General features: G+C 38.1%; 11 protein-coding genes and 1 pseudogene. 4 read left to right on the forward strand and 8 right to left on the reverse strand.

Annotated features, from left to right (window positions below; translation table 11 throughout):
• Window positions 1-1,223 precede the first annotated feature (1,223 nt).
• Window positions 1,224-1,295 (reverse strand): annotated as a pseudogene (locus LEP1GSC049_RS2000000229360) (Imm7 family immunity protein); the annotation flags it as partial.
• A 470-nt stretch (window positions 1,296-1,765) separates the two neighbouring features.
• Here LEP1GSC049_RS2000000229360 and LEP1GSC049_RS215720 point away from each other — a divergent pair.
• Genes LEP1GSC049_RS215720 through LEP1GSC049_RS215710 form a run of 3 tightly spaced genes read left to right on the forward strand, consistent with a single transcriptional unit; the run spans window position 1,766 to window position 8,547 of the window.
• Window positions 1,766-7,630: a beta strand repeat-containing protein gene (locus tag LEP1GSC049_RS215720; RefSeq protein WP_016560800.1), complete on the forward strand. Its 5,865-nt coding sequence runs from the start codon at window positions 1,766-1,768 to the stop codon at window positions 7,628-7,630.
• Between the two features lie 12 nt (window positions 7,631-7,642).
• A complete protein-coding gene (locus tag LEP1GSC049_RS215715) occupies window positions 7,643-8,029 on the forward strand; it encodes a Bor/Iss family lipoprotein (RefSeq protein ID WP_004750367.1) in 387 nt (128 codons plus the stop codon).
• Window positions 8,017-8,547 carry an LIC_10461 domain-containing protein gene (locus LEP1GSC049_RS215710; RefSeq protein WP_004759620.1) on the forward strand — a complete coding sequence of 177 codons (531 nt, stop codon included), beginning with the start codon at window positions 8,017-8,019 and terminating at the stop codon, window positions 8,545-8,547. The genes LEP1GSC049_RS215715 and LEP1GSC049_RS215710 overlap by 13 nt, the downstream gene beginning before the upstream one ends.
• Window positions 8,548-8,584: 37 nt before the next feature.
• Here LEP1GSC049_RS215710 and LEP1GSC049_RS215705 read toward each other — a convergent pair whose 3' ends face one another.
• Complete coding sequence (locus LEP1GSC049_RS215705) at window positions 8,585-9,403, reverse strand: sterol desaturase family protein (protein ID WP_004775661.1); 819 nt, start codon at window positions 9,401-9,403, stop codon at window positions 8,585-8,587.
• Between the two features lie 638 nt (window positions 9,404-10,041).
• Here LEP1GSC049_RS215705 and LEP1GSC049_RS2000000228945 point away from each other — a divergent pair.
• Window positions 10,042-10,173: a hypothetical protein gene (locus LEP1GSC049_RS2000000228945; RefSeq protein WP_004762870.1), complete on the forward strand. Its 132-nt coding sequence runs from the start codon at window positions 10,042-10,044 to the stop codon at window positions 10,171-10,173.
• Window positions 10,174-10,787: 614 nt separating this feature from the next.
• On the opposite strand, the gene LEP1GSC049_RS215700 is transcribed toward LEP1GSC049_RS2000000228945, so the two are convergent.
• From LEP1GSC049_RS215700 to nadC, 6 genes are all read right to left on the reverse strand, one after another.
• A complete protein-coding gene (locus LEP1GSC049_RS215700; RefSeq protein ID WP_016560766.1) occupies window positions 10,788-11,567 on the reverse strand; it encodes a Rossmann-fold NAD(P)-binding domain-containing protein in 780 nt (259 codons plus the stop codon).
• Window positions 11,568-12,869 carry an adenylosuccinate lyase gene (gene purB, locus LEP1GSC049_RS215695; RefSeq protein WP_004759590.1) on the reverse strand — a complete coding sequence of 434 codons (1,302 nt, stop codon included), beginning with the start codon at window positions 12,867-12,869 and terminating at the stop codon, window positions 11,568-11,570. It lies immediately after the preceding gene.
• A gap of 872 nt (window positions 12,870-13,741) precedes the next feature.
• Entirely contained in the window at window positions 13,742-14,809 is a 1,068-nt protein-coding gene (locus LEP1GSC049_RS215690) for a hypothetical protein (RefSeq protein ID WP_004750301.1), read from the reverse strand.
• Window positions 14,810-14,819: 10 nt separating this feature from the next.
• Window positions 14,820-16,619: an extracellular solute-binding protein gene (locus LEP1GSC049_RS215685; RefSeq protein WP_004750832.1), complete on the reverse strand. Its 1,800-nt coding sequence runs from the start codon at window positions 16,617-16,619 to the stop codon at window positions 14,820-14,822.
• 13 nt (window positions 16,620-16,632) lie between these two features.
• On the reverse strand, window positions 16,633-18,657 hold the full coding sequence (locus LEP1GSC049_RS215680) for a RelA/SpoT family protein (RefSeq protein WP_004750649.1): 2,025 nt from the start codon (window positions 18,655-18,657) through the stop codon (window positions 16,633-16,635).
• Between the two features lie 4 nt (window positions 18,658-18,661).
• Window positions 18,662-19,576, reverse strand: coding sequence for a carboxylating nicotinate-nucleotide diphosphorylase (gene nadC, locus LEP1GSC049_RS215675; protein WP_004750465.1), 915 nt, complete (start codon window positions 19,574-19,576; stop codon window positions 18,662-18,664).
• Window positions 19,577-20,000 lie beyond the last annotated feature (424 nt).

The raw sequence follows: 20,000 nt of genomic DNA on the forward strand, positions 1-20,000 counted from the left end.
CGAGAAACTTTTCAGGATAAAAAAGAATCACATTTTTTAAAAATACATTACCGCCAGAAGTGATTCAATTACTAAGATTTAGAAAACTTAGAATCCAGTTTTATTTCAGAAGAACTAAAAATAAGAACAAACCGATCTATTGTTTCAAGTCTGAAAACACAACGAACGTGGAGTCTTCTAATTTAACGTGAGCAGGGCGTAAGAGATTCGTTTTATAAAAACCTGATCTTTCCATAAAAAATAAAATGAGGAACTCCCCAACTCGAGTCACAAAAAATGAATGTTTAAAGATCTGTAATGCGACTTAATCTACCACAAATTTATATTTTAACGTGAGTTCGTAAAGAAATCCATGATTCATTTTTCTGAAAAAAAATTGGAATCTGAACCTGCAGATTTTTTTCTAAAATGTGGGAACTACTACTTTTAGAAAATTCTTTCTTATTTTCTTACACCCTGCTCACGTTAATTTAGGTTCAAATAACTTGTTCGAGTATAAGAAATCCGCTTTATAAAACTTAATTTTTTCGCATAAGCACTAAAATGTGGGAACTACTATAAAAAATTTCGATGATAAAAGGATTCGTTTGAAAGACTGAATCCGTAACGACTTTTTTTCACAAATTTAAATTTTACAGATAAATTTTAAAAATGCAGGAACTCTAATCACTAAAATTGAATATTTAAAAATGTGTAATGCGACGTAATTTGTAGGAGTTATCTCTTCTTTTCAAGTCTTCATTTAATATTTTATAATAAAGCTATGTCTCAAAACCTCGAAAAACATAAACGATAATCCTTTAGAAATTTCTAATCAAATATGGAGTTCTCATAAAAACATCACATCTGAATGTTTGTTGTAGTGATAACATCCCTGACAATGAAATCAAAATTAATAATCTTTAACTATAACTGATATAACGTATAAAACAATTCTTATCTAAATCCTAAAACGCGATCCATAGAGAGCGTTTTACTGAGTTTCAAACGCGATCCATAGAGAGCGTTTTACTGAGTTTCAAACGCGATCCATAGAGAGCCATAACCTTACCCACAAGTTGAATAGGATTTTAGAATAAGAAGGCTCAAAAACGCACATTTTTCAAGTGTTCCGACAAGAATGAGTCTTTTTACTTGCAAAAAGCATGTTTTTCTGATAGAGAAAAGTCTTCCGAATTTCTCCACCTCCGCCCCCACCCAAAAATAAGGGCGGGAACTCAGTTTTACAGAGGATTTGTCGTAATTCCCACAGATTTAATATTGAAATCTAAATACTTGTGGGTAAGGTTATGATAGAGAGCGTTGTGCTTTAGTTTAAGAAGCAACCTTAAACATTGAGCTTTTTATTCACCAGATTTTTTTTTCCTGAATCCACATGCTTAAAGCGTAAACTATTAGATAGTTACTTTATTATGTAGTCCTGAATCATTTTTTTAAGTCGCTTAATATTTTTTCCTACTAAAGCGATCAAAGAAACTTTCGTTTTTCCTCACACGTTGTTTACAATTGCCATAATACTTAACGTTTGGGTTCGATTTTGATTTGCAGAATCGTTTTTATGAAATTTTTGTCAAAAAATTATTTACTTTGTAAAATTTTTACATATTCTTTGAGTCATAAAATAAACAAACACAATGTTATAACAATATTATGATAGTATGCTATTTAGGATGTTAAAGTATTATTTATGTTTTAATTTCAGCCCTTTAAAGTCAACATCCTCTTGATGTCGTATTTTTAAGTCTTTTACAAAAGGTTTATAACGATGACTAAACATATCAACAAACTCAGAGATAAAAAAACGTGGCCTTTTCTTCAGTTTACTTTTATTCTTTTTCTAACATTCAGCCTATTTTTTTTGGAAAGTTGCGCGGCCTGGCCAATTTTTTCAGGCACACCTGGTTTATTAGCAGGTAAAAAAAGCGGAGCAAACAATTCACTTTGGATGCTTTTTTTAGGAATAGATAATCCGCTCGAATCGGAGCCATCCGAGGCAGAGTTAGATCGGATCGAAATTTCCGTACCGAACTCAAATTTAGCTCGAGGTACTACTTTACATCTAAACGCCACAGCCATCTATAAAGACAATACTCACCGAGATATTTCTTCGGAAGGATCCTGGTCCTCTACGGATTCGAGCATTCTCAAGCTATTAACACAATCTCAATTCAAAGGAATGAATCTAGGTTCTGGAAACGTTAATGTATCCTTTCAAGGAAAAAACGCAACTACAACGTTAACCGTTACATCCGCTGTTTTGTCCGATCTGACCGTAACTTGTGTGAACCAAGGTAGTCCATTACCTGTTGGAATCGATCGTCAATGTAAATTAGAAGGAATTTTTTCGGACGGTAGTACTCAGGTTTTAACTTCCGATCCAAGCGCGGCCTGGAACGTAACCCAATCTTCTATTGCAGGTGTAAACACCACAGGTTTAGTTTCCGGACTTTCTCCAGGTAACACTTTTATTACCACTTCTTATGGAAGTAAAACCTCCAGTTTGAATGTGACCGTAAGTGCGGCAACCCTTAGCTCGATCTCAGTGACTCCTGCCAACTCAAGTTATCCTCTTGGCAAGGTCCAACAGTACACAGCAATCGGAACCTACAGCAATCAGTCCACTCAAGATTTAACAAATCAGGTTTCCTGGGCTTCTTTAAATACTTCCGTTGCTACGATCGATAATTCTACATCCGCCAAAGGTATGCTTACTACTCAATCAACCGGTTCAGCAAACATCACGGCAACGTTAGGCGGAATTACCGGACAGACACTAGTAAACGTCACTTCCGCAGTTCTTACTAGTATTACGATCACTCCTGCAAATCCAAGCGTAGCCAATGGAAGGACATTATATCTTACCGCCACCGGAGTTTTTTCGGATGGTACAGTTTCCGACATTACCAACCAAGTAACTTGGTCCAGTTCCTTAACAAGTGTAGCTACCGCAGATAACTCAGGCGGTTTATCCGGAAGAATTTCCGGAGTCGGAGTTGGTAGTACGAACATCACCGCCGCCATCGGTGGAGTAGATATTACGGTTTCTTTAAATGTTACCAACGCCACTTTAGAATCGATTCAAGTGGTTTCCGATTCCCATTCGATAGCTCGAGGTACGTCTACGTTTGTACAAGCGATAGGAGTCTACTCGGACGGTTCTTCTCAAAACATAAGTGATCAAGTTGCCTGGAACAGCTCTAATTCTTCAATATTACAAATATCTAATTTAAATGCAGTTCCCAAAAGAGAAATACAATCTCCTTCTTCCGGAGGCCTAGGTACAGCAAGGATCACCGCAACTTTAGAAGCAATCTCCTCATATACCGACATCTCGGTCAATGCAGCAACTTTAGTTTCTATCGAAGTGTCACCCACAAATCCTTCGGTATCTTCAGGACTTACCGTTCCTTTTACGGCGACCGGAGTTTATACGGATGGAAGTAATCAAAATCTGACCTCTCAAGTAACTTGGAATTCTTCCAACACGAACAGAGCTACAATCAGCAACGCAAACGGAACTCAAGGAATTGCCTTGGGCTCTTCTGTCGGAACTACGAACATATCAGCAACGTTAGGTGCGGTTACTTCTTCCGCTACCACTCTTACGGTCACAAACGCGGTTTTAAATTCGATCACGATTACTCCGTCTCTTCCTTCCGTAGCAGTAGGAAGAAGTTTGAACCTTACTGCAACCGGAACTTATTCTGACGGAAGTAACCAAGATTTAACTACCTCCGTCGCTTGGACGAGTACGGATTCTTCCATCGTTTCCGTAGACAACGCCTCAGGTAGACAGGGGCAGACGACAGGTGTTGCACAAGGTAACACTCAGATCAGTGCCACATTAGGCGGAACTTCTTCTGCTATCAATTTTACGGTAAGTGCAGCGGTTTTAGATTCAATTCAAGTAACTCTGGAAGATTCTCCGATTGCAAAAGGAACTTCTACAAGAGCAATCGCGACGGGTGTTTTTTCAGACGGAAGCAATTTGAATATTAGTGATCAAGTTATTTGGGATAGTTCACAAACAAACGTGATCCAGCTAGGAGTTTTAGAAACCGGTCCTAAAAAGAAACTGATGAATTCTCCCGCAAATGGAAACAGTACCACTGGAACCTCAAGGATCACTGCAACGTTAGGAGGTGTGAGCGGATACGCCGATCTTACAGTAATCGCTCCAAGTTTAACCAGCATTCAAATCGATCCTACACATCCGAGCGTTGCCAACGGTCTGACTCAAAATTTTACTGCAACCGGAGTTTACTCAGATGGTAGCAATCAGAATCTAACCGATTCCGTTACTTGGGCGTCTTCCAATCCTGCTGTTGCCACGATCAGCAACGCTTCCGGAACCAACGGTAAAGCTACTACTCTTCAAACTGGATCCACCAATATCAGCGCGAGTCTGGGCGCCACTACTTCTGATCCAAGTGTATTAACGGTTACAAACGCAACCTTAACAAGTATCACGATCGCTCCCACCTCTTCCTTCAACATCGCAAAAGGATTAAATCAAGACTTTGTAGCGACCGGTTATTATACAGATGGTTCTTCTAGAGACCTGACCACTCAAGTCACTTGGAATTCTTCCAATACTTCTACCGCTACGATCAGCAATGCAAACGGAACTCAAGGAAGAATGGCCGCGGTCGATACTGGTTCTACAAATATCTCCGCGTCTTTAGGAGGAACGTATAGTCAGACCACAAACGTAACCGTTACATCTGCGGTTCTGAATTCGATCCAGGTTTCTCCGGCGGACATTAGTGTAGCCAAAGGAAACACCAAGGCCTACACCGCGATCGGAGTATATTCAGATTTTAGCACGTTAGACGTTACCTCTCAGGTTACCTGGACTTCTTCCAGCGTTTCGATCGCTACGATCAGCAATGCAAGCGGACACGAAGGTTTAGCTACGGCTGTAGGCACGGGAACTTCCACAATTACCGCAACTCTTGGAGGAATTTCTAATTCTACGAGTTTGACGGTTACGGCCGCCGTATTGGTTTCTCTTTCGGTAGGTCCTACCAATAGTTTTGTTTATATGACACAAACCAAAAATTTTATGGCTACTGGAACGTATTCTGACGGAACGATGCAGGATCTTACAACTCAAGTCACCTGGACTTCTTCCGATACAACCTTGGGAACAATCAGCAACGCCTTCGGAATAGAAGGTAGGGCTACAGGAATTGCTGCCGGTGCCATAACGATCACTGCGACTTTGGGAAGTATCAGCGGAAACACTTCTTTGACTATAATCTTTTTAGATACGATAGCACCTACGATCACAAACGTAGTCGCCTTAACTCCTACTACTCTAAGAATTACATATTCCGAAAACGTAAACGAAACCCAGGCAAAAACCGCGGCCAATTACAAACTGGCTCTTACTTCTTCCGTAACCGGAAGTTGTTCAGACAACAGCAACTTTACTTCTACCTCTTCTGTGATTACCGTTTCCTCAGTGAGTGGAAGCGGATCTGTGTTTGTTCTAACTCTAGGTTCTTCACAAACGTCTAACGCACCTTATACGATTTTAGTGAACAAATCGGGAATACAAGATCTTTCTACAACCCCAAACAATTTGGGTTGTGCAAACTACGGAGACTTCTTAGGACAGGAACAAATCAAAATCGTATCCGCCTCCTGTGCAAATTCCAATTCCGTGATTTTGAATTTCTCTAAGGCTCCTAAATCTGGAAACAATGTCGCCGGTTCCGCAGAATGTACCGGTTCTGCAGAATGTTCTAATCGTTACAAAATTTCCGGAGCAAGCGATCTTGGAACGATTAACAGCGTAAAGGTGTTAGATGGAATTATTTGTAACGGAGCAACTGCAGATTCCGCAAAAGTATGCGTAATTCATAATTTAGTACAAACCGGAGCACAATATACAATCATCACTGCGGATTCCGTAGACGGAGACGGATTTGACAACTCAAGCTGGGGATCAATCCGAAATTCTTTGGATACAGAGAATCTTCAATCTTCTCCCAGAGACAGGGCTTCCTTTTTAGGATGTGGAACGTCTCCGGTCAACTTTGCAGACGGACCGATTTCCATCGATCCAAACTCATCCACGTTCGGTTATCTAATCGATTTTAACTCTAAGATCTATTCAGGACCAAACAATTCCGGGAACGGAGCGCTTCGATTTGCCTATGATGGAAGTGTTCCAGAATCAGTTCAATTCTCCTTTGAAAAAGACACAACCGCTCAAGACGGTGACGCGACTAACGTAAGTTCAAACTCAGCTTCTTCCAGAGAGAATTCGATCTCAGTTCCGCCTTACGTTACATTAGGACACTCCGGATGTACTACAAACAACGGAACTCTTTCTCTAGGATGTGGTCCGGATAACGAAAACGGAAGAGGAGTATTCGCTACTGGAATTCTTTCCAGCGTCTCCTATCTATTTGTTGCAGGTGCAAAAACCGTAGCGGACGGACTGGGACAATACTTATTTGATTATCTGTATTACTCCGCAGACACTTCTACTAATACAAGTTTCAAATATATAGATCTAGGATCGATCACCGGAACTTTAACCGCCGGAACTTCTTCGCTTACTGTACTCAATAATAGAGTGTTTGCAGGTTTTGCAAAGTCAAGCAACGACGGAATCGGATTGTTCGGAGGACTTAATGCACCCGATTTTGGATTTGTAACGTTTAACTCAGCGGACTCAGGAACTGGATTTTGTACTCCAGGCTCCAACTGCGACGCGTTTGACGGAACCAAAGGAAAAAGAATCCGGATCGATTTCCTTCCTTACTTCGGAGGACCGTCCACCGGTTTATTAGGAATTAATAATAATGCACATCCAAACTGGGCGTATTATATCGGAGTCGATTCCATGTTCGTATTTAAAAATCGTATCTATGCTGCAAACGGAGGATTACACGCGGTAGGACATAACGGTTCCATAATACGTTCTACAACTGCAGATCCAACCGCGGCTTGTACCGGACCGGACTCTTGTTCTAACTGGGTGGAAATTGGACCTAGAACCAACACGAAATGGCACAACAGTCCCACAAACAACTGGTTCTCTTTAGAGTTAAATCAATTTTATAATCTGATTCCGGGAGATAAGGCGTTTGCACAATTTGCCGAGTTCAACAATAACCTTTATGTAACTAGAACCATTTGTATTCAAAGTTCTCAAGCGACTGGAATCAGAACCAATCCAGGAACCGTAACAGGATGTACAGACGGAACAACTACAAATCGAAGGGCACAACTTTGGAAATGTGATCCTACAATTTCAGGAAACACGAGCGAATGTGATGCAGCGGATTGGTCGGTCGTAGGCGACGACGGAACCGGAATCACAAACATGGGAGATTCTACAAACCGAACGATCACCATGGTGATGAAAAACGGATCCTATCTTTACATAGGATATGATAATCCAAACGGAATCAGAATTTATAGAACCAACGTAGCCAACCCGGGATCATCCTCTGCGTCTTGGAGTCAAATCGCCGGGAACGGTCTCACAGATGCGACTAACGTTCAACAAATTTACTCGGCCGTATCCGTACCTTCCGGAAGTATCAATTATATCTACGTAAGCGCTGGAAAAAGTAACGTTTCTGTTCGGACGTATCGTCAACAAAATTAAGGAGGATTCAAAATGAAGAATATTATAAAAGTAAAAAATTTTAAAATACTGATATTTATTATTTTCGTTCTTTTTTTGGTGGAATGTAGACACGCTTGGGTTCGTTTTCCACAAACGACCCCAGAGGTTTGTCAGATTAATCAATATTCAAACGAATGTAAACGTATAATGGAAGAGAAAAGGACTAAAAGAGAAATGCCTGGCAAGATACATACAATTCGCCAGAACTATTATTTTTTTGGGCTGTTGCCTACAGAACAAATAGTGGAGGTAATCAAATATTGTCCGGAAGGGCCAAGATCCGCGCATCAGTTTACTTCTTTTTGGGACGCGGTCTGGGAACAATTGACTCTTACGATCTATTCTCCTCAGACCTTGGAGGTAGAATGTTATCCTTAATCAAAATTTTAGGTTTCAGTTTCACGATTTGTTTTTTTATGAACTGTCATTCTACCGTGATCGTTCATAAGGAAAATTCTAAACCATTGTCTTCTCTCCACGCACCTCCTCCACCGGAAAAAAGAAATAAACAAGCAAACACTTTTTTCGGAATCTATTCCTTATCGGATAGCGAAGAAGCTTCGTGTCAGGATAACCCTGGAGAAGTGAAGATGGTCCGTTCGATTCCGGATACCATGATCCATTTTTTCGCGGGACCGTTTTATACTTCAAGAACCGTAGAAGTATATTGTCCATTGGCAAAAGACGAAGAGAAAAAGAACGAAGTGGTCAAAACGATTCCGAAAGAAAATCAAGACGGAAAAGAAGCAGTAAAACCGAATAGTTCACCCGTACCGGATCGACCTAAGCCCAAGGATCAATTTGAAGCGCAAGAAATGAGTGAGAACAAGGATACAAAGGAATTAAAAGAAAAACCAAAATCGAAGAAAAACAACGTATTCGATTCACAGTTTTAGGAACGGATTTAATTCTTACTTGGAAAATTCAATTTTTCTAAGTAAGAATTTTTGATTTCTCTAATATATATTCTTTGTTAGGCGACCTGGAAGCGACTTCTTCGAACTTCTCCTTATATTTTTCGTGATTGGTTCTCATGATCTTATCCCAAAAGTTGAAATAGAGGGAATAATTACAGTTAAAGTATTTATGATGCATATTGTGATGTGTGGTGGTGTTATGCCAATTTGTGAACTTATTCCTTAAAAACCAGAAAGGAAAAAATTCATAAGAAAGATGGCCCAGTACGTTTAACGAGGTCATATAAATGAAAAATACGATCATCACACCAGGATGAAGAGGAAGGACAAACGATACAATCGGAACAATTCCGGCTTCTATGATTGCTTCTAGAGGATGAAAGGAAAACGCCGCCCAAGGAGAAGGGTTTATAGATTTATGATGTACAAGATGAAAATGTTTGAATAAAAATTTATGATGCATCATCCGATGCGTCCAATAAAAATAAGTATCATGTAGAAAAATCAGCGCCAATAAGCTCAAAACCAAATATAGGATTCCGTAATCTCCGACGTTTTCGTAGATCTGATTGTATCCGTTTCGTTTTGCCCAAACTACAAAAATTCCGGACAAAGCAAATATAAAGAAAGTAATAAAAGAATATTTCACTTCGTGAATGATATTTTCCTTTCCAGGTTTTTTACCCTGAATGAGTTTGTGGAAAAATTTTTTTTCAAACACAACCCAAATGATCCAAAACGAAATTCCTGAAAAGAGCAAATAACGTATTAAAAAACTTGTCCAAATAATTCCAAAAAGACCGGAATAACCTATCTTAGAAAACAATTCTTCCATTTTCCCACCTTCAATACTTGCGAGAAAACCCGCACTTATAAATTCGATTATGAACTTAAACTTCAATGAAAGCTTGCTTATTTTGAAATCCTTTTGATTTTTTTTCGCGATTAGATGATTTTTTCTATATTTTGGATGTATATCAGCAGTACGGCCCTTTTAAATTTTATAATGATTCAGAAAATCATTAAAATTGAACGTGAATTCGTGAAGAAAATCTTGGCAAATCCGGCTTTGCCAGACCACGCCCTTTAGTTCCAGTCAATAAATTGTATAAAAGAAACGTAATACTATATATCGTCTTTAATTTCAATTTAGAACGCGATCTAAAACGCGATGCGTTTTGCTGAGTTACTTCGAGCGCCAATAGAAGCGAGACAGCTTGAGTTTGAGAGAGAGTTCTGCTGAGTTTACCTACGCTTCAATGCTTTCACTTCGGATTTTATCGAACTTACCAAAAACCGCATTTGGGATAAACATTTAGATACTCAATTTGATAGGGATAAATAGTTCGATCTAAGTAACGCAGTGTATCACTTTCGCATTGGTTATTCAAAACAAGAGAACATTAAAAAATCAACTTATTCTAAAATAATAAAAGTTTGTCGTTCAAAAAAAAAAAAAAAAAAAAAAAAAAAATGAGAAGTAATTCTCTTAAAGTATTAATTCCTACAATTTTAGAATCGATTCGTAAAATCGTGATTTGCAGTAGTTCCCACATTTTAAGAATGATCTACAAAGTTCAGATCCAACCTTTTTTAGAAAAATGAATCATGACAGAACTCACGTTAAAATAACGTGAATTCGACGTAAGAAAATCTAGACAAATAAAAAACTCAATGCAACTACTTCCTGAACTTAACAAATCGCTTACTATGAATCAAGTTTTGGAACGTAACTGCAACTCGTATATTTCAAAGCTAAAATGACTCGCGACCTAAAACGCAACCCTTAGGAGAGCGTTTTGCTGAGCTTCAAAAGCTTTCGTAAAAATAAACATGATCGTTCTTCCAGAAGTCGATTGTTTTATAAAATTTGATTTTACCGTAAAAAATAAAATGTAGGAACTATTACAAATGCAGATTTTGCAGTTAGTTTTGAAAATGTGGGAACTCACATAAAGTTTAGGTTTTACCGTAAAACTTTAAAAATGCAGAAACTATTACACATTACAACTGTTTAAAAATTCGTAATGTGACTTAATCTGTGGGAACTACTGCAAATTATATTTTTTACTCTGGCCATTCGAATTTTGCTTCGTTCTCTTTATACAAAAGATCGAAAAACAGTAAGTGCCAAGACTGTTCTTACTCATTCTACACTACAAGTTTAATTCAAACTGAAATCTTGAAATAGAAAACGATCGACTTTATATTCAATTTCACTAATAAACTATTCCTTCCAAAGCTTCCAACTCTATCCAAAAATCTTTGGTTTGTAAATTAGGAAGTAAGATTCTAATTTTTTCACTGTCTATAAAACAATCCTCTTTGATCGATTCCTCAATAGGTGTTTCCGAAATTTTATTATGTTCTTCTAAAAAGGAAAAAATTTCTTTCCAAGTATGCCATTGATTGTCCGAAAGATTGAGAACGTTCGGAATCACGTCCCATCCGGTCATTTGAATCTTTTGAATCAAAAGAGAAACCGCAAAAGCCACGTCATCTCCGTGGATCAGATTGAGTTGTCTGGAATTTTTTTTCACGAGTCCTTTCCTAATCCAATCTGCTGGATTACGAAGAGGCCCGTAAATACCACAAAGTCTCAGAATTTTCCCACCTCTTCCAAGCCAATCTTCTTCCACCGCAAAACGATCATGATCTTTGAGAATAGGAGTAGATTCCACAATATCCGGGAACCTCTGATAAATACTTGTAGTTCCAAACAAAATAGAATTTTTACTAACCGAAAACAAAACGTCCAAAAAGGCGAACGGATCGGAAAGTTTTTGAATCGGGAAGGTCACTAAACTTAAATCAAAACTATTTTTCGGAAACTTTTCAGAAAATTCTTTCAAAGCAAAGACATTCGAAAAATCGAATATTAAAGTTCCTTCAATTTGAGTATTCGAGGAAAACGTCTCGAGTTCAATCCCAGTTTGAGGTTTTAAAATGCCCGCGATCCGAATTCCGGTATAACCTAAACCGAAAATTCCGATTTTCATCTATTCAAGCCCCAATCGTTTATAGATCAATCCTATCTTTTCCAAATAAGGTTCTATCTTAAAAATGTCGTCCAAGTCTTTTTGAGTCAAAACCCTACCGACCCGATCATCTTTTTCCAATCTAGATTTCAAAGTTTCAGAAAGATTGGCCCAAACCGCCATTGCATGTTCCTGAACGATCAAATACGCTTCTTCTCTTACGATTTTACCTTTTTCGATCAGAGCTAACAAAACTTTTTGTGAAAATATAAGCCCACGGGTGACGCCTAACGTTCTTTCGATCGCGTCCGGATAAACGTGAAGATTTTTGATCACGAACAACATCTTATCCAAAATGTATTCTAAAGCGATGGTAGAATCCGGAAGTACAACCCTTTCCGCGGAAGAATGAGAAATATCCCTTTCGTGCCAAAGAGCCACGTCTTGTAAACCCACGTTTACATTTGCACGAATTACTCTGGAAAGCCCGGAAATTCTTTCGCAGATTACAGGATTTCTTTTGTGAGGCATTGCAGATGATCCTTTTTGACCCGCAGAAAAAGGCTCTTCCACTTCCCTTCCTTCCGTCTTTTGTAAAAGTCGGATCTCGGTCGCCATACGATCCAAAGAAGAAGCGGTAACCCCCAACACAGAAAGATAAAAAGCATGACGATCCCTAGAAACAACTTGAGTCGCAATCGGGTCCACTCTCAATCCCATCTTCTCACATACGTAGGTTTCAATTTCAGGATCGATGTTGGAATAAGTTCCTACGGCTCCGGAAAGTTTCCCGACGGCGATCTCGTTTCTTGCGTCCGCCATTCTTTTTCTATTTCGATTTAATTCTTCAAAAAATAATGCGAACTTAAGCCCCAGAGTCATAGGCTCGGCGTGAATTCCATGAGAACGTCCGATACAGGGAAGGTTTTTATACTGGATCGCCTTTTCTCGAACCGCTTCGATCAACGAATCCGTTTTTTTCAGGATCAAATCCATTGCCTGAACCATCTGAACACAAAGAGCCGTGTCTCCTATATCCGAAGAAGTAAGACCGTAATGAACGTGTCTTCCCGCAGGCCCGATGTAAGAATTCATATTTGTCAAAAACGCGATCACGTCGTGATGAACCTTGCTTTCAATTTCAAGGATTTCATCCACTTTAAACTTAGCATTTGATTTGATTTCTTGAAAATCTTCCTGCGGAATCTCGCCTCGTTTCATTCTGATTTCGCAGGCGAGTATTTCTATTTCTTTCCAAATTTCGAACTTGTTTTCTAATTCCCAGATTTTGGAAATTTCAGGATTGGAATATCGATCGATCATTTCTGTAAGTTCCTTGTTGAATTCCTATCCATTCTTTCAAGGAAGTGTATTCTGTAAAAAGAAAAACAAGATCCGTATAAAATTCGTTTTTTGTACAACTTTCCAAACGTACTGAATTAATCTCAGATCCCTTTTAAAAACACAAACCGAAACAGTTCAGTTTTCAAAAGATAAATACATCCTTAGGCAATCGTTTTCCCCTTTCAGAGTGTAGAAATTCATTTCTACTTTATCTAATTTTTATAATATAACTTCGATTCATTGTTTTTTTTGTATTCTACAAAAAGTATAAAATTGTAATAGAGTTATTGAAAAATTCCATAATAGCGATTACTCATAACTATATAATAAAGTACCTAATATTTTGCGTGGAATCAGTGTTTTGTAATAAAATTAACGACACTCAATTTTACAGGGACCATTACTACTCACTCGGACGCATGAATAGAATACTTGGGTTAGATTGTTTCAAAAATTTGAATATTTTGATACTGCTTTAAAATGCATTAAATCCCGAATTTGCGGCATTTTTTAAGTACTACTATTTTTTCGTAAATTCGGCCATTAATAACTTGTACTATTTTCATGCGTCCGGGTAGTATAATACTACTTCAATCATCCGTTTCAATACAACACAAACGGTTGAAGGATTCGTTTTTCAACAATTCTATTCAATGTTTTCTAGAAATGCAGATCCACCACTATTCTGAATTCAGAAAAAACGCAATATACAAATTCAATAATCAGAATATTCTTATTTTATTGTATTTAATAAAATTTGGGTCCGGGGATTATGCTAAAAAATTTCCCGGAGAGGGGGTTGAGCGGAGACCTTGGCTCCGCTCAGGGGGAGCCCTCCCCCGCAATTTTTTTTAGCCTAACTCAAAAGAACGGACAAATTCCCTGATCGTGTTAATATGATCTATTTCGGGCGAAGGATTTTCCTTACTCGGTTCGTAGAGATGTTCGTCAAACACGTGATAGTCGAAGATCTTCAAAGAAAAATCAGGAAACGTAATGATTATATTTTCGGAATGAATATCGAAGATCAACTTTTCCTCATCGGCCAAATGTTTAGTCACTTCGATCACACGATGAAAATCCAAAGCGATCTTTTTCAACTTGGAACGACTAATCACCCCGAACTTATGAGTGTCAAAGTTAAGTTTCCATTTAGGAAAAAAAGCGTCTTGCAACGGATTTTGACGGATTTTTTCATTCAATCGAATGAATTCTTTTAAATGTTTTCCGGGAAGTAAATTCTGATTATCACAAGGAGTAAGAGTCAAGATAGGAATTCCGATCGGAGTCCTTCTAATCCTAAGACCCATAAAATATCGAGTAGGCAACACTAGATCCGGTATCAAAGATTTTAATTTCCAATAATGTAACCTTTCCAAACCCAAACGGGAAAATTTAAAATGGATGTTCTCTTTAGCGGATCGAGTCCAAACTTTGGATTTTAAAAAATCCATCAGTTGAATCTCTTCCGATTTCAGATAACGGTCTAAATTTTTTTTTACGTGTTTATGTAAAGAACCAAAAATAGGATCAGAAGGTAATTTAGATTTTCCTACTTTCACCACCTGATTCCAAGGAAGCGCGTATACGAACTTATAAGAACCTCTCCCTATGTATTTTTCGCCGGAAAGAGGCATGAAGTTGTCTAAATATTCCCGCTCATATCTATGCGTTATGCGAAATAGATGAGAAACCGGAAAAAGTTTCTCGTATGTTTTTCTAATTAAACCGGATTCACGAAGTCTATAATCAACCGGAAGATCCTCAATCGGAATTTCCGGTTTTGTTTTTTCCGGATCGTAAAATAGTTCTTTATCGAGCCCTTTTTCTAAAAGTTCGATAAAATTCGGAATCTTAGGAGAAATTAAAAAATCCCGTATAACACCAGTTAATTCTCCAAGTCGATTCCGTTTATTCATAAATTTGAATCTATTGAAAGTAAACTTTATCCGGAACCGAAGATAACTTTTCCTTTTTTAAAATAGCATCGTTCAATTTAGAAGATCGTTCTTCATCCAACCACCAAAGAGAAGAAGCTTCTTTTTCACTTCCGTATTTTCCAAGAGGATTTTTAGGAAATTGAAAACGATTCCAATACATGATCCTAGTCGCACTCGTATTCCATAAAAGTACGTATGGAACTTCAGCGGTTAATATCTTATCTATCTTTTTAAGAATCTCATTTCGTTTTGGAACACTAAACTCGGTTCTTTGTTGTTCAATCAATTTATCCACTTCTGAGTTTTTAAAACCGGAAAGATTCGGTTGTCCTTTTTCATCTGCGTATTTAGAATACCACATCGCTTCTGGATCTTTAAAAACACCTCCACCCCAAGCGGCCCAAGTCATATCAAAGTCGTACTTATCCATTCTAGAACTCCACTCGGCAAGATCCGTAGTTTCTAAATTGATTATAATTCCAACTTCTTTAGCCCTTTCTTGAATAGGAGTCAGATATTTCTCAGACTTCTTATCCCTTTCTAAAATAGTGAATCTAAATTCTTTTCCATCTTTTTCTAAAATACCTTTCGAGTTCGTTTTCCATCCAGCTTCCGAAAGTAGTTCTCTTGCCTTCTTTACGTCAAAATCGATCGGAGGATTGGGAGAAAAATTTGTAGGCCATAGATCCTGATAAAACGAGTTCGTCAGTTCGTATTCGTTATAAGCCAATTTTTCGACGAGTAGTTTCCGATCCACTAAATGAGCGAAGGCTTTTCGGACTTTAACATCCGAAAAAATTCCCCTTCTCATATTAAAAACCAAACCTTGAAAACCAATCGGTTTAGAGTTGTAAATTTTTTGTTTGAGAATGTAATTCTCGTCAAACTTCTCGCCCACCGCTTCTTTTACCCAAAAAGAGGCTGTATAAGTAGGATAAATATCTATATCACCTTTTTTGAATGCTTGAAAAGCGATCGGCTCTTCATTATAAACTTTGAATAGAATGGTGTCAAAATTATCCGTTCCTTTATAAAAAGGATAAGCGCGCATCCAATAATCACCCCTTCTTCTCATCTTTACATAACGACCTTTTTTGGCAGAAAGCATGGAATAAGGACCCGATACGACCGGAAAATCAAAATTTTCCTTATCGAAATTTCTATCTTTATAATAATGAGCAGGAAGAATATAAAGAGAATTTGCGACCGTGTTGAAGTTAGACCAGTGAATTTCTTTTTGAGTAAATTCAATTTCTCTTTCGTTTAAAATGACCGGCTTTTCAAAACGGGAAAGATCGATCCTAAAAACTGCAGTGTTGTTATTTTTATCCATCAAGGTTTCGTAAGTAAATAAAACGTCATTCGCAGTAATTGGTTTGCCGTCCGACCAAAACGCATTTTCATCGATCTTAAAAATAAACTTCTTTTTATCCGGAGAAATTTTCCAAGAAGAAGCAAGATGTGGAATTGGATCCAAAGTAATCGGATGATAATCTAAAAGAGGTTCAAACATCAGACCAAAAATGTGGGCCGTGGTAGTAAACTGATCTAAATAATAATTTAAGGATTTAGGAAACTGATGGCTGTAAATACGAAACGTTCCGCCCTTTTTTGCATCCGGTGAAACGATAGGATTTTGAACCCTTAGAGCCAAAGGAATAGAATCTGGATTTCCCTTCCAAGGTAGTGTTTCCACTACAACGGACTCGACTTCTTCTTTATCCCCGCAATTAACGGGAAAAAGACAAAAAAACAAGATACAAAAAATGGAATATAATATTTTTTTCAAGTATTTACCTCTTTTAATTTTTAATTCTATGCGCTTGATATACGTCCGGAATTTGTTTGAGATTACTTAAAATCTCTTTGAGTTGATCCAAATGTTCTACGTCCACTTCAAAACTAGCGACCAAGTTTCCTCTTTGATCCGTACTTGCTTTAGATTCCCTAATATTGGTTTGGGTATTAGAAATAGATCTTACAATTTCCATAAAAATACCTTGTCTATCCTTTGATCTCACCTCGATAAGCACAGGGATAGATTCATTCTGACCGTAGTCCCATTCTACGGTTATCACTCTCATAGACTCTTCTTGTTCCTGTTGTTTAGCAGTGGCACATCCTTTTTTATGAATGCTCACCCCTCTTCCTCGAGTCACAAACCCAATAATACCGTCCCCCGGCAAAGGAGAACAACAACCGGAAAGTCTAACAGGAATTCCACGAAGACCCGCAACGATTACTTTACCCGCAGCCAGATCGATCTGTTTAGTAGGTTTAGAAGAAGGTTTTTTCTTAAGTTCTTCTAAAACGTCAACGTTAAGCGTAATCTCTGCCGCAAACTCAGCTTCTTGTTGAAGATCCTTTTTACTTTCTTCTCTTAACTTTCTAAAATAACTTCTTAATTTTTGTCTAGCGGAAGGAGTTCTAACGATACGTAACCAAATCGGAGAAGGTTTTGTTCTTTTATCGGTGATGATTTCGATTTGATCTCCGGAACGAAGTTCAGTACGAAGAGGAAGCATTCTTCCATTGATCCTACCACCTTTGGCTTTTAAACCCACATCGGTATGAATTCGAAACGCGAAGTCTAAAATTGTAGCTCCTTTAGGAAGTTGAAGAATTTCACCTTTTGGAGTAAACACAAACACTTCGTCTTCGTGAAGATCGTATTTAAGTTCTTCTACAAATTCTTTTGGATCCAAAGCAGAATCCTGCCAAGAACTGAGAAGTTCGAGCCACTTCACTTTTACGTTTTTTTCCGAAACAGAAGGTTTTCCTTCCTTATACATCCAATGAGCTGCGATCCCGTATTCGGCAATGTCATTCATATCTCTTGTGCGAATCTGAACTTCCAAAGGTTTTCCATCAGGTCCGATCACAGTCGTATGAAGAGATTGATACATGTTTGTTTTAGGAGTCGCGATATAATCCTTAAAACGACCCGGAACCGGGTTCCAAAGAGTATGCACAATTCCTAATACTCCATAACAATCCTTCACTTCGTTTGTAATAATACGAATCGCTCTAAGATCAAAAATTTCGTTGAAAGTTTTTTCTTTGAGTTTCATCTTACGATAGATGGAATAAAAATGTTTCGCCCTTCCGTCCACGTCGGCTTCAATCTGAATTTCGGAAAGTCTTTGAAGAAGAATGATCTTCAAAGTTTCGATAAAACCTTCCCTTTCCGATTTTTTAGAATTGATGTTCTTCTTTACTTCTTGATATTCATCCGGATTTAAAATCTGAAACGCAAGATCTTCTAGTTCAGATTTAATTTTGTAAATCCCCAAACGGCCCGCAATTGGAGCGTATAACGAAAGAGTTTCTTGAGCGATTCTTCTTTGTTTTTCCGGCGGTTGAAAGGAAAGAGTTCGAAGGTTATGGGTTTTATCCGCGAGCTTGATAAGAATAACTCGTATATCCTTGATCGTTGCAACGATGATCTTTCGAATATTCTCTGCGGCTTCGGTTTCTTTAGACTGACTTTTAATTTTGGAGATTTTAGTGACACCTTCGACTAGATCTGTGATGTCTTCTCCAAAGTCTCGGATCATATCTTCTCTAGAATATTCCGTATCCTCAATGACGTCGTGAAGAAGACCGGCGCAGATTACCTTCTCGTCAAGACCTAACTCGTAAAGAATAAATCCTACTTGAAGAGGATGAACTATATAAGGTTCTCCCGAAAGACGAAACTGACCTTGATGTGCGCGTTCCGAAACGTCATACGCTTTTTGAACCGATTCGTACGCGTGATCTCCAAGTTTTTGACGAACTCCTTCGAGAAGCATATCTTTGGTAACAGGAGCTTTTACAAATCCCATAATTTTAGTGCCGTTCAATATCCAAACCCAAATCCAAAAAACGGGTTGTATGCGTAAGATAACCCATACTAACCCCGGCGCCAGAAAATTCGGAAAGAGCTTCTAGTTTTTCAGGAGTGATTCCGCCAGAAAATTCAATCAGAACGTTAGGCGCCTTTTGTTTCAAAATGGAATACGCAGTTTTAGAATCTTCCAAAGAAAAATTATCTAAAAGAATAACTTCTGCTCCAGAAGCTATGGCGTCTTCAAGTTGTAAAATGGAATCAATTTCCACTTCGACCAGTTTATTAGGAAAACGTGATTTGATTTTTCTGACAGGCTCGAGAGCAGAAGAATACATCGCAAGATGATTGTCCTTAATCATAGCCATTTCAGAAAGATTCAGTCTATGATTACTTCCACCTCCGCAATAAACCGCGTATTTAGCAAGTTTGCGATAACCGGGAAGTGTCTTACGGGTATCCAGAATCATCAAACCCTTTTGTCCGTATTTTTTGACTACTTCTCCAGTGGTAGTGGAAATTCCGGAAAGATACTGTATAAAATTCAGTAAAATCCTTTCTATTCTTAGAATTTGAACGAGACTTCCTTCTATTTTTAAAAGGGTTTCTCCCGCCTGGAAACTTTCCGAATCCTTTTTAAAAAGTTCCGACCTAATTTTGTTTCCCGAAAGTGCATTCAAAACTTCTAATACACCAGTCCCACAGAGAATTCCAGGTTCTCTTGAATTCAGACTCGCAGTAGCATTTTGATCGGTAGAAAAAAGTGAAACGGAAGTGATGTCTTCCTCGGGACAATCTTCTTCCCAGGCGAGTTTAGCCAGGAATTCATAATCTTGAAAGTTTACCGACGAAATCGGATGAGTATAGGCGCGTTTCATCTGGCTGCAAAAGAAAGTTTTATCATTAGAAAGCCACAATCAAGTGAATTTCAGTGAGAATCTAAAAATAAACTCTCCCAATTGCATTGGCCGGAGTTCCGTCCAAATGTGGCACCCTTCAAAAAAAGCCATATATTCCGAAATAGACACAATTTGTGGGAACTACTTCGTTTTCACAAAAATCCATCGTTCATTTTTAGTATATTTTTTTGTAGTACGAAAATCGATTTAAGAATACAGAAGAGAGAAGGCCCGCCCGGCACCTTATTGAAGATCGGAGATTTTTTTTAGAACTCAATAAGATCACACAGTTTACTCGACGGTCTAACTACGGAGGAATATTCAAGACTGTTTGCTAAAAAGATTTTCACACTTTCTAATGGTTCTAAAAATCGAAGTATGTTAAAAGAAATTTAAAATCATAAAAGAATAAAAACTCAACTGCAGGAAGTATCACGTTTAT

It is taken from the genome of Leptospira kirschneri serovar Cynopteri str. 3522 CT, assembly GCF_000243695.2.
Lineage (GTDB): Bacteria > Spirochaetota > Leptospiria > Leptospirales > Leptospiraceae > Leptospira > Leptospira kirschneri.

Bases quoted from the DNA above. Each gene is read 5' to 3' on its own strand.
- LEP1GSC049_RS215720 (WP_016560800.1), top strand. From the start codon at position 1,766: ATGACTAAACATATCAACAAACTCAGAGATAAAAAAACGTGGCCTTTT.
- LEP1GSC049_RS215715 (WP_004750367.1), top strand. From the start codon at position 7,643: ATGAAGAATATTATAAAAGTAAAAAATTTTAAAATACTGATATTTATT.
- LEP1GSC049_RS215710 (WP_004759620.1), top strand. From the start codon at position 8,017: ATGTTATCCTTAATCAAAATTTTAGGTTTCAGTTTCACGATTTGTTTT.
- LEP1GSC049_RS215705 (WP_004775661.1), bottom strand. From the start codon at position 9,403: ATGGAAGAATTGTTTTCTAAGATAGGTTATTCCGGTCTTTTTGGAATT.
- LEP1GSC049_RS2000000228945 (WP_004762870.1), top strand. From the start codon at position 10,042: ATGAGAAGTAATTCTCTTAAAGTATTAATTCCTACAATTTTAGAATCG.
- LEP1GSC049_RS215700 (WP_016560766.1), bottom strand. From the start codon at position 11,567: ATGAAAATCGGAATTTTCGGTTTAGGTTATACCGGAATTCGGATCGCG.
- purB (WP_004759590.1), bottom strand. From the start codon at position 12,869: ATGATCGATCGATATTCCAATCCTGAAATTTCCAAAATCTGGGAATTA.
- LEP1GSC049_RS215690 (WP_004750301.1), bottom strand. From the start codon at position 14,809: ATGAATAAACGGAATCGACTTGGAGAATTAACTGGTGTTATACGGGAT.
- LEP1GSC049_RS215680 (WP_004750649.1), bottom strand. From the start codon at position 18,657: ATGGGATTTGTAAAAGCTCCTGTTACCAAAGATATGCTTCTCGAAGGA.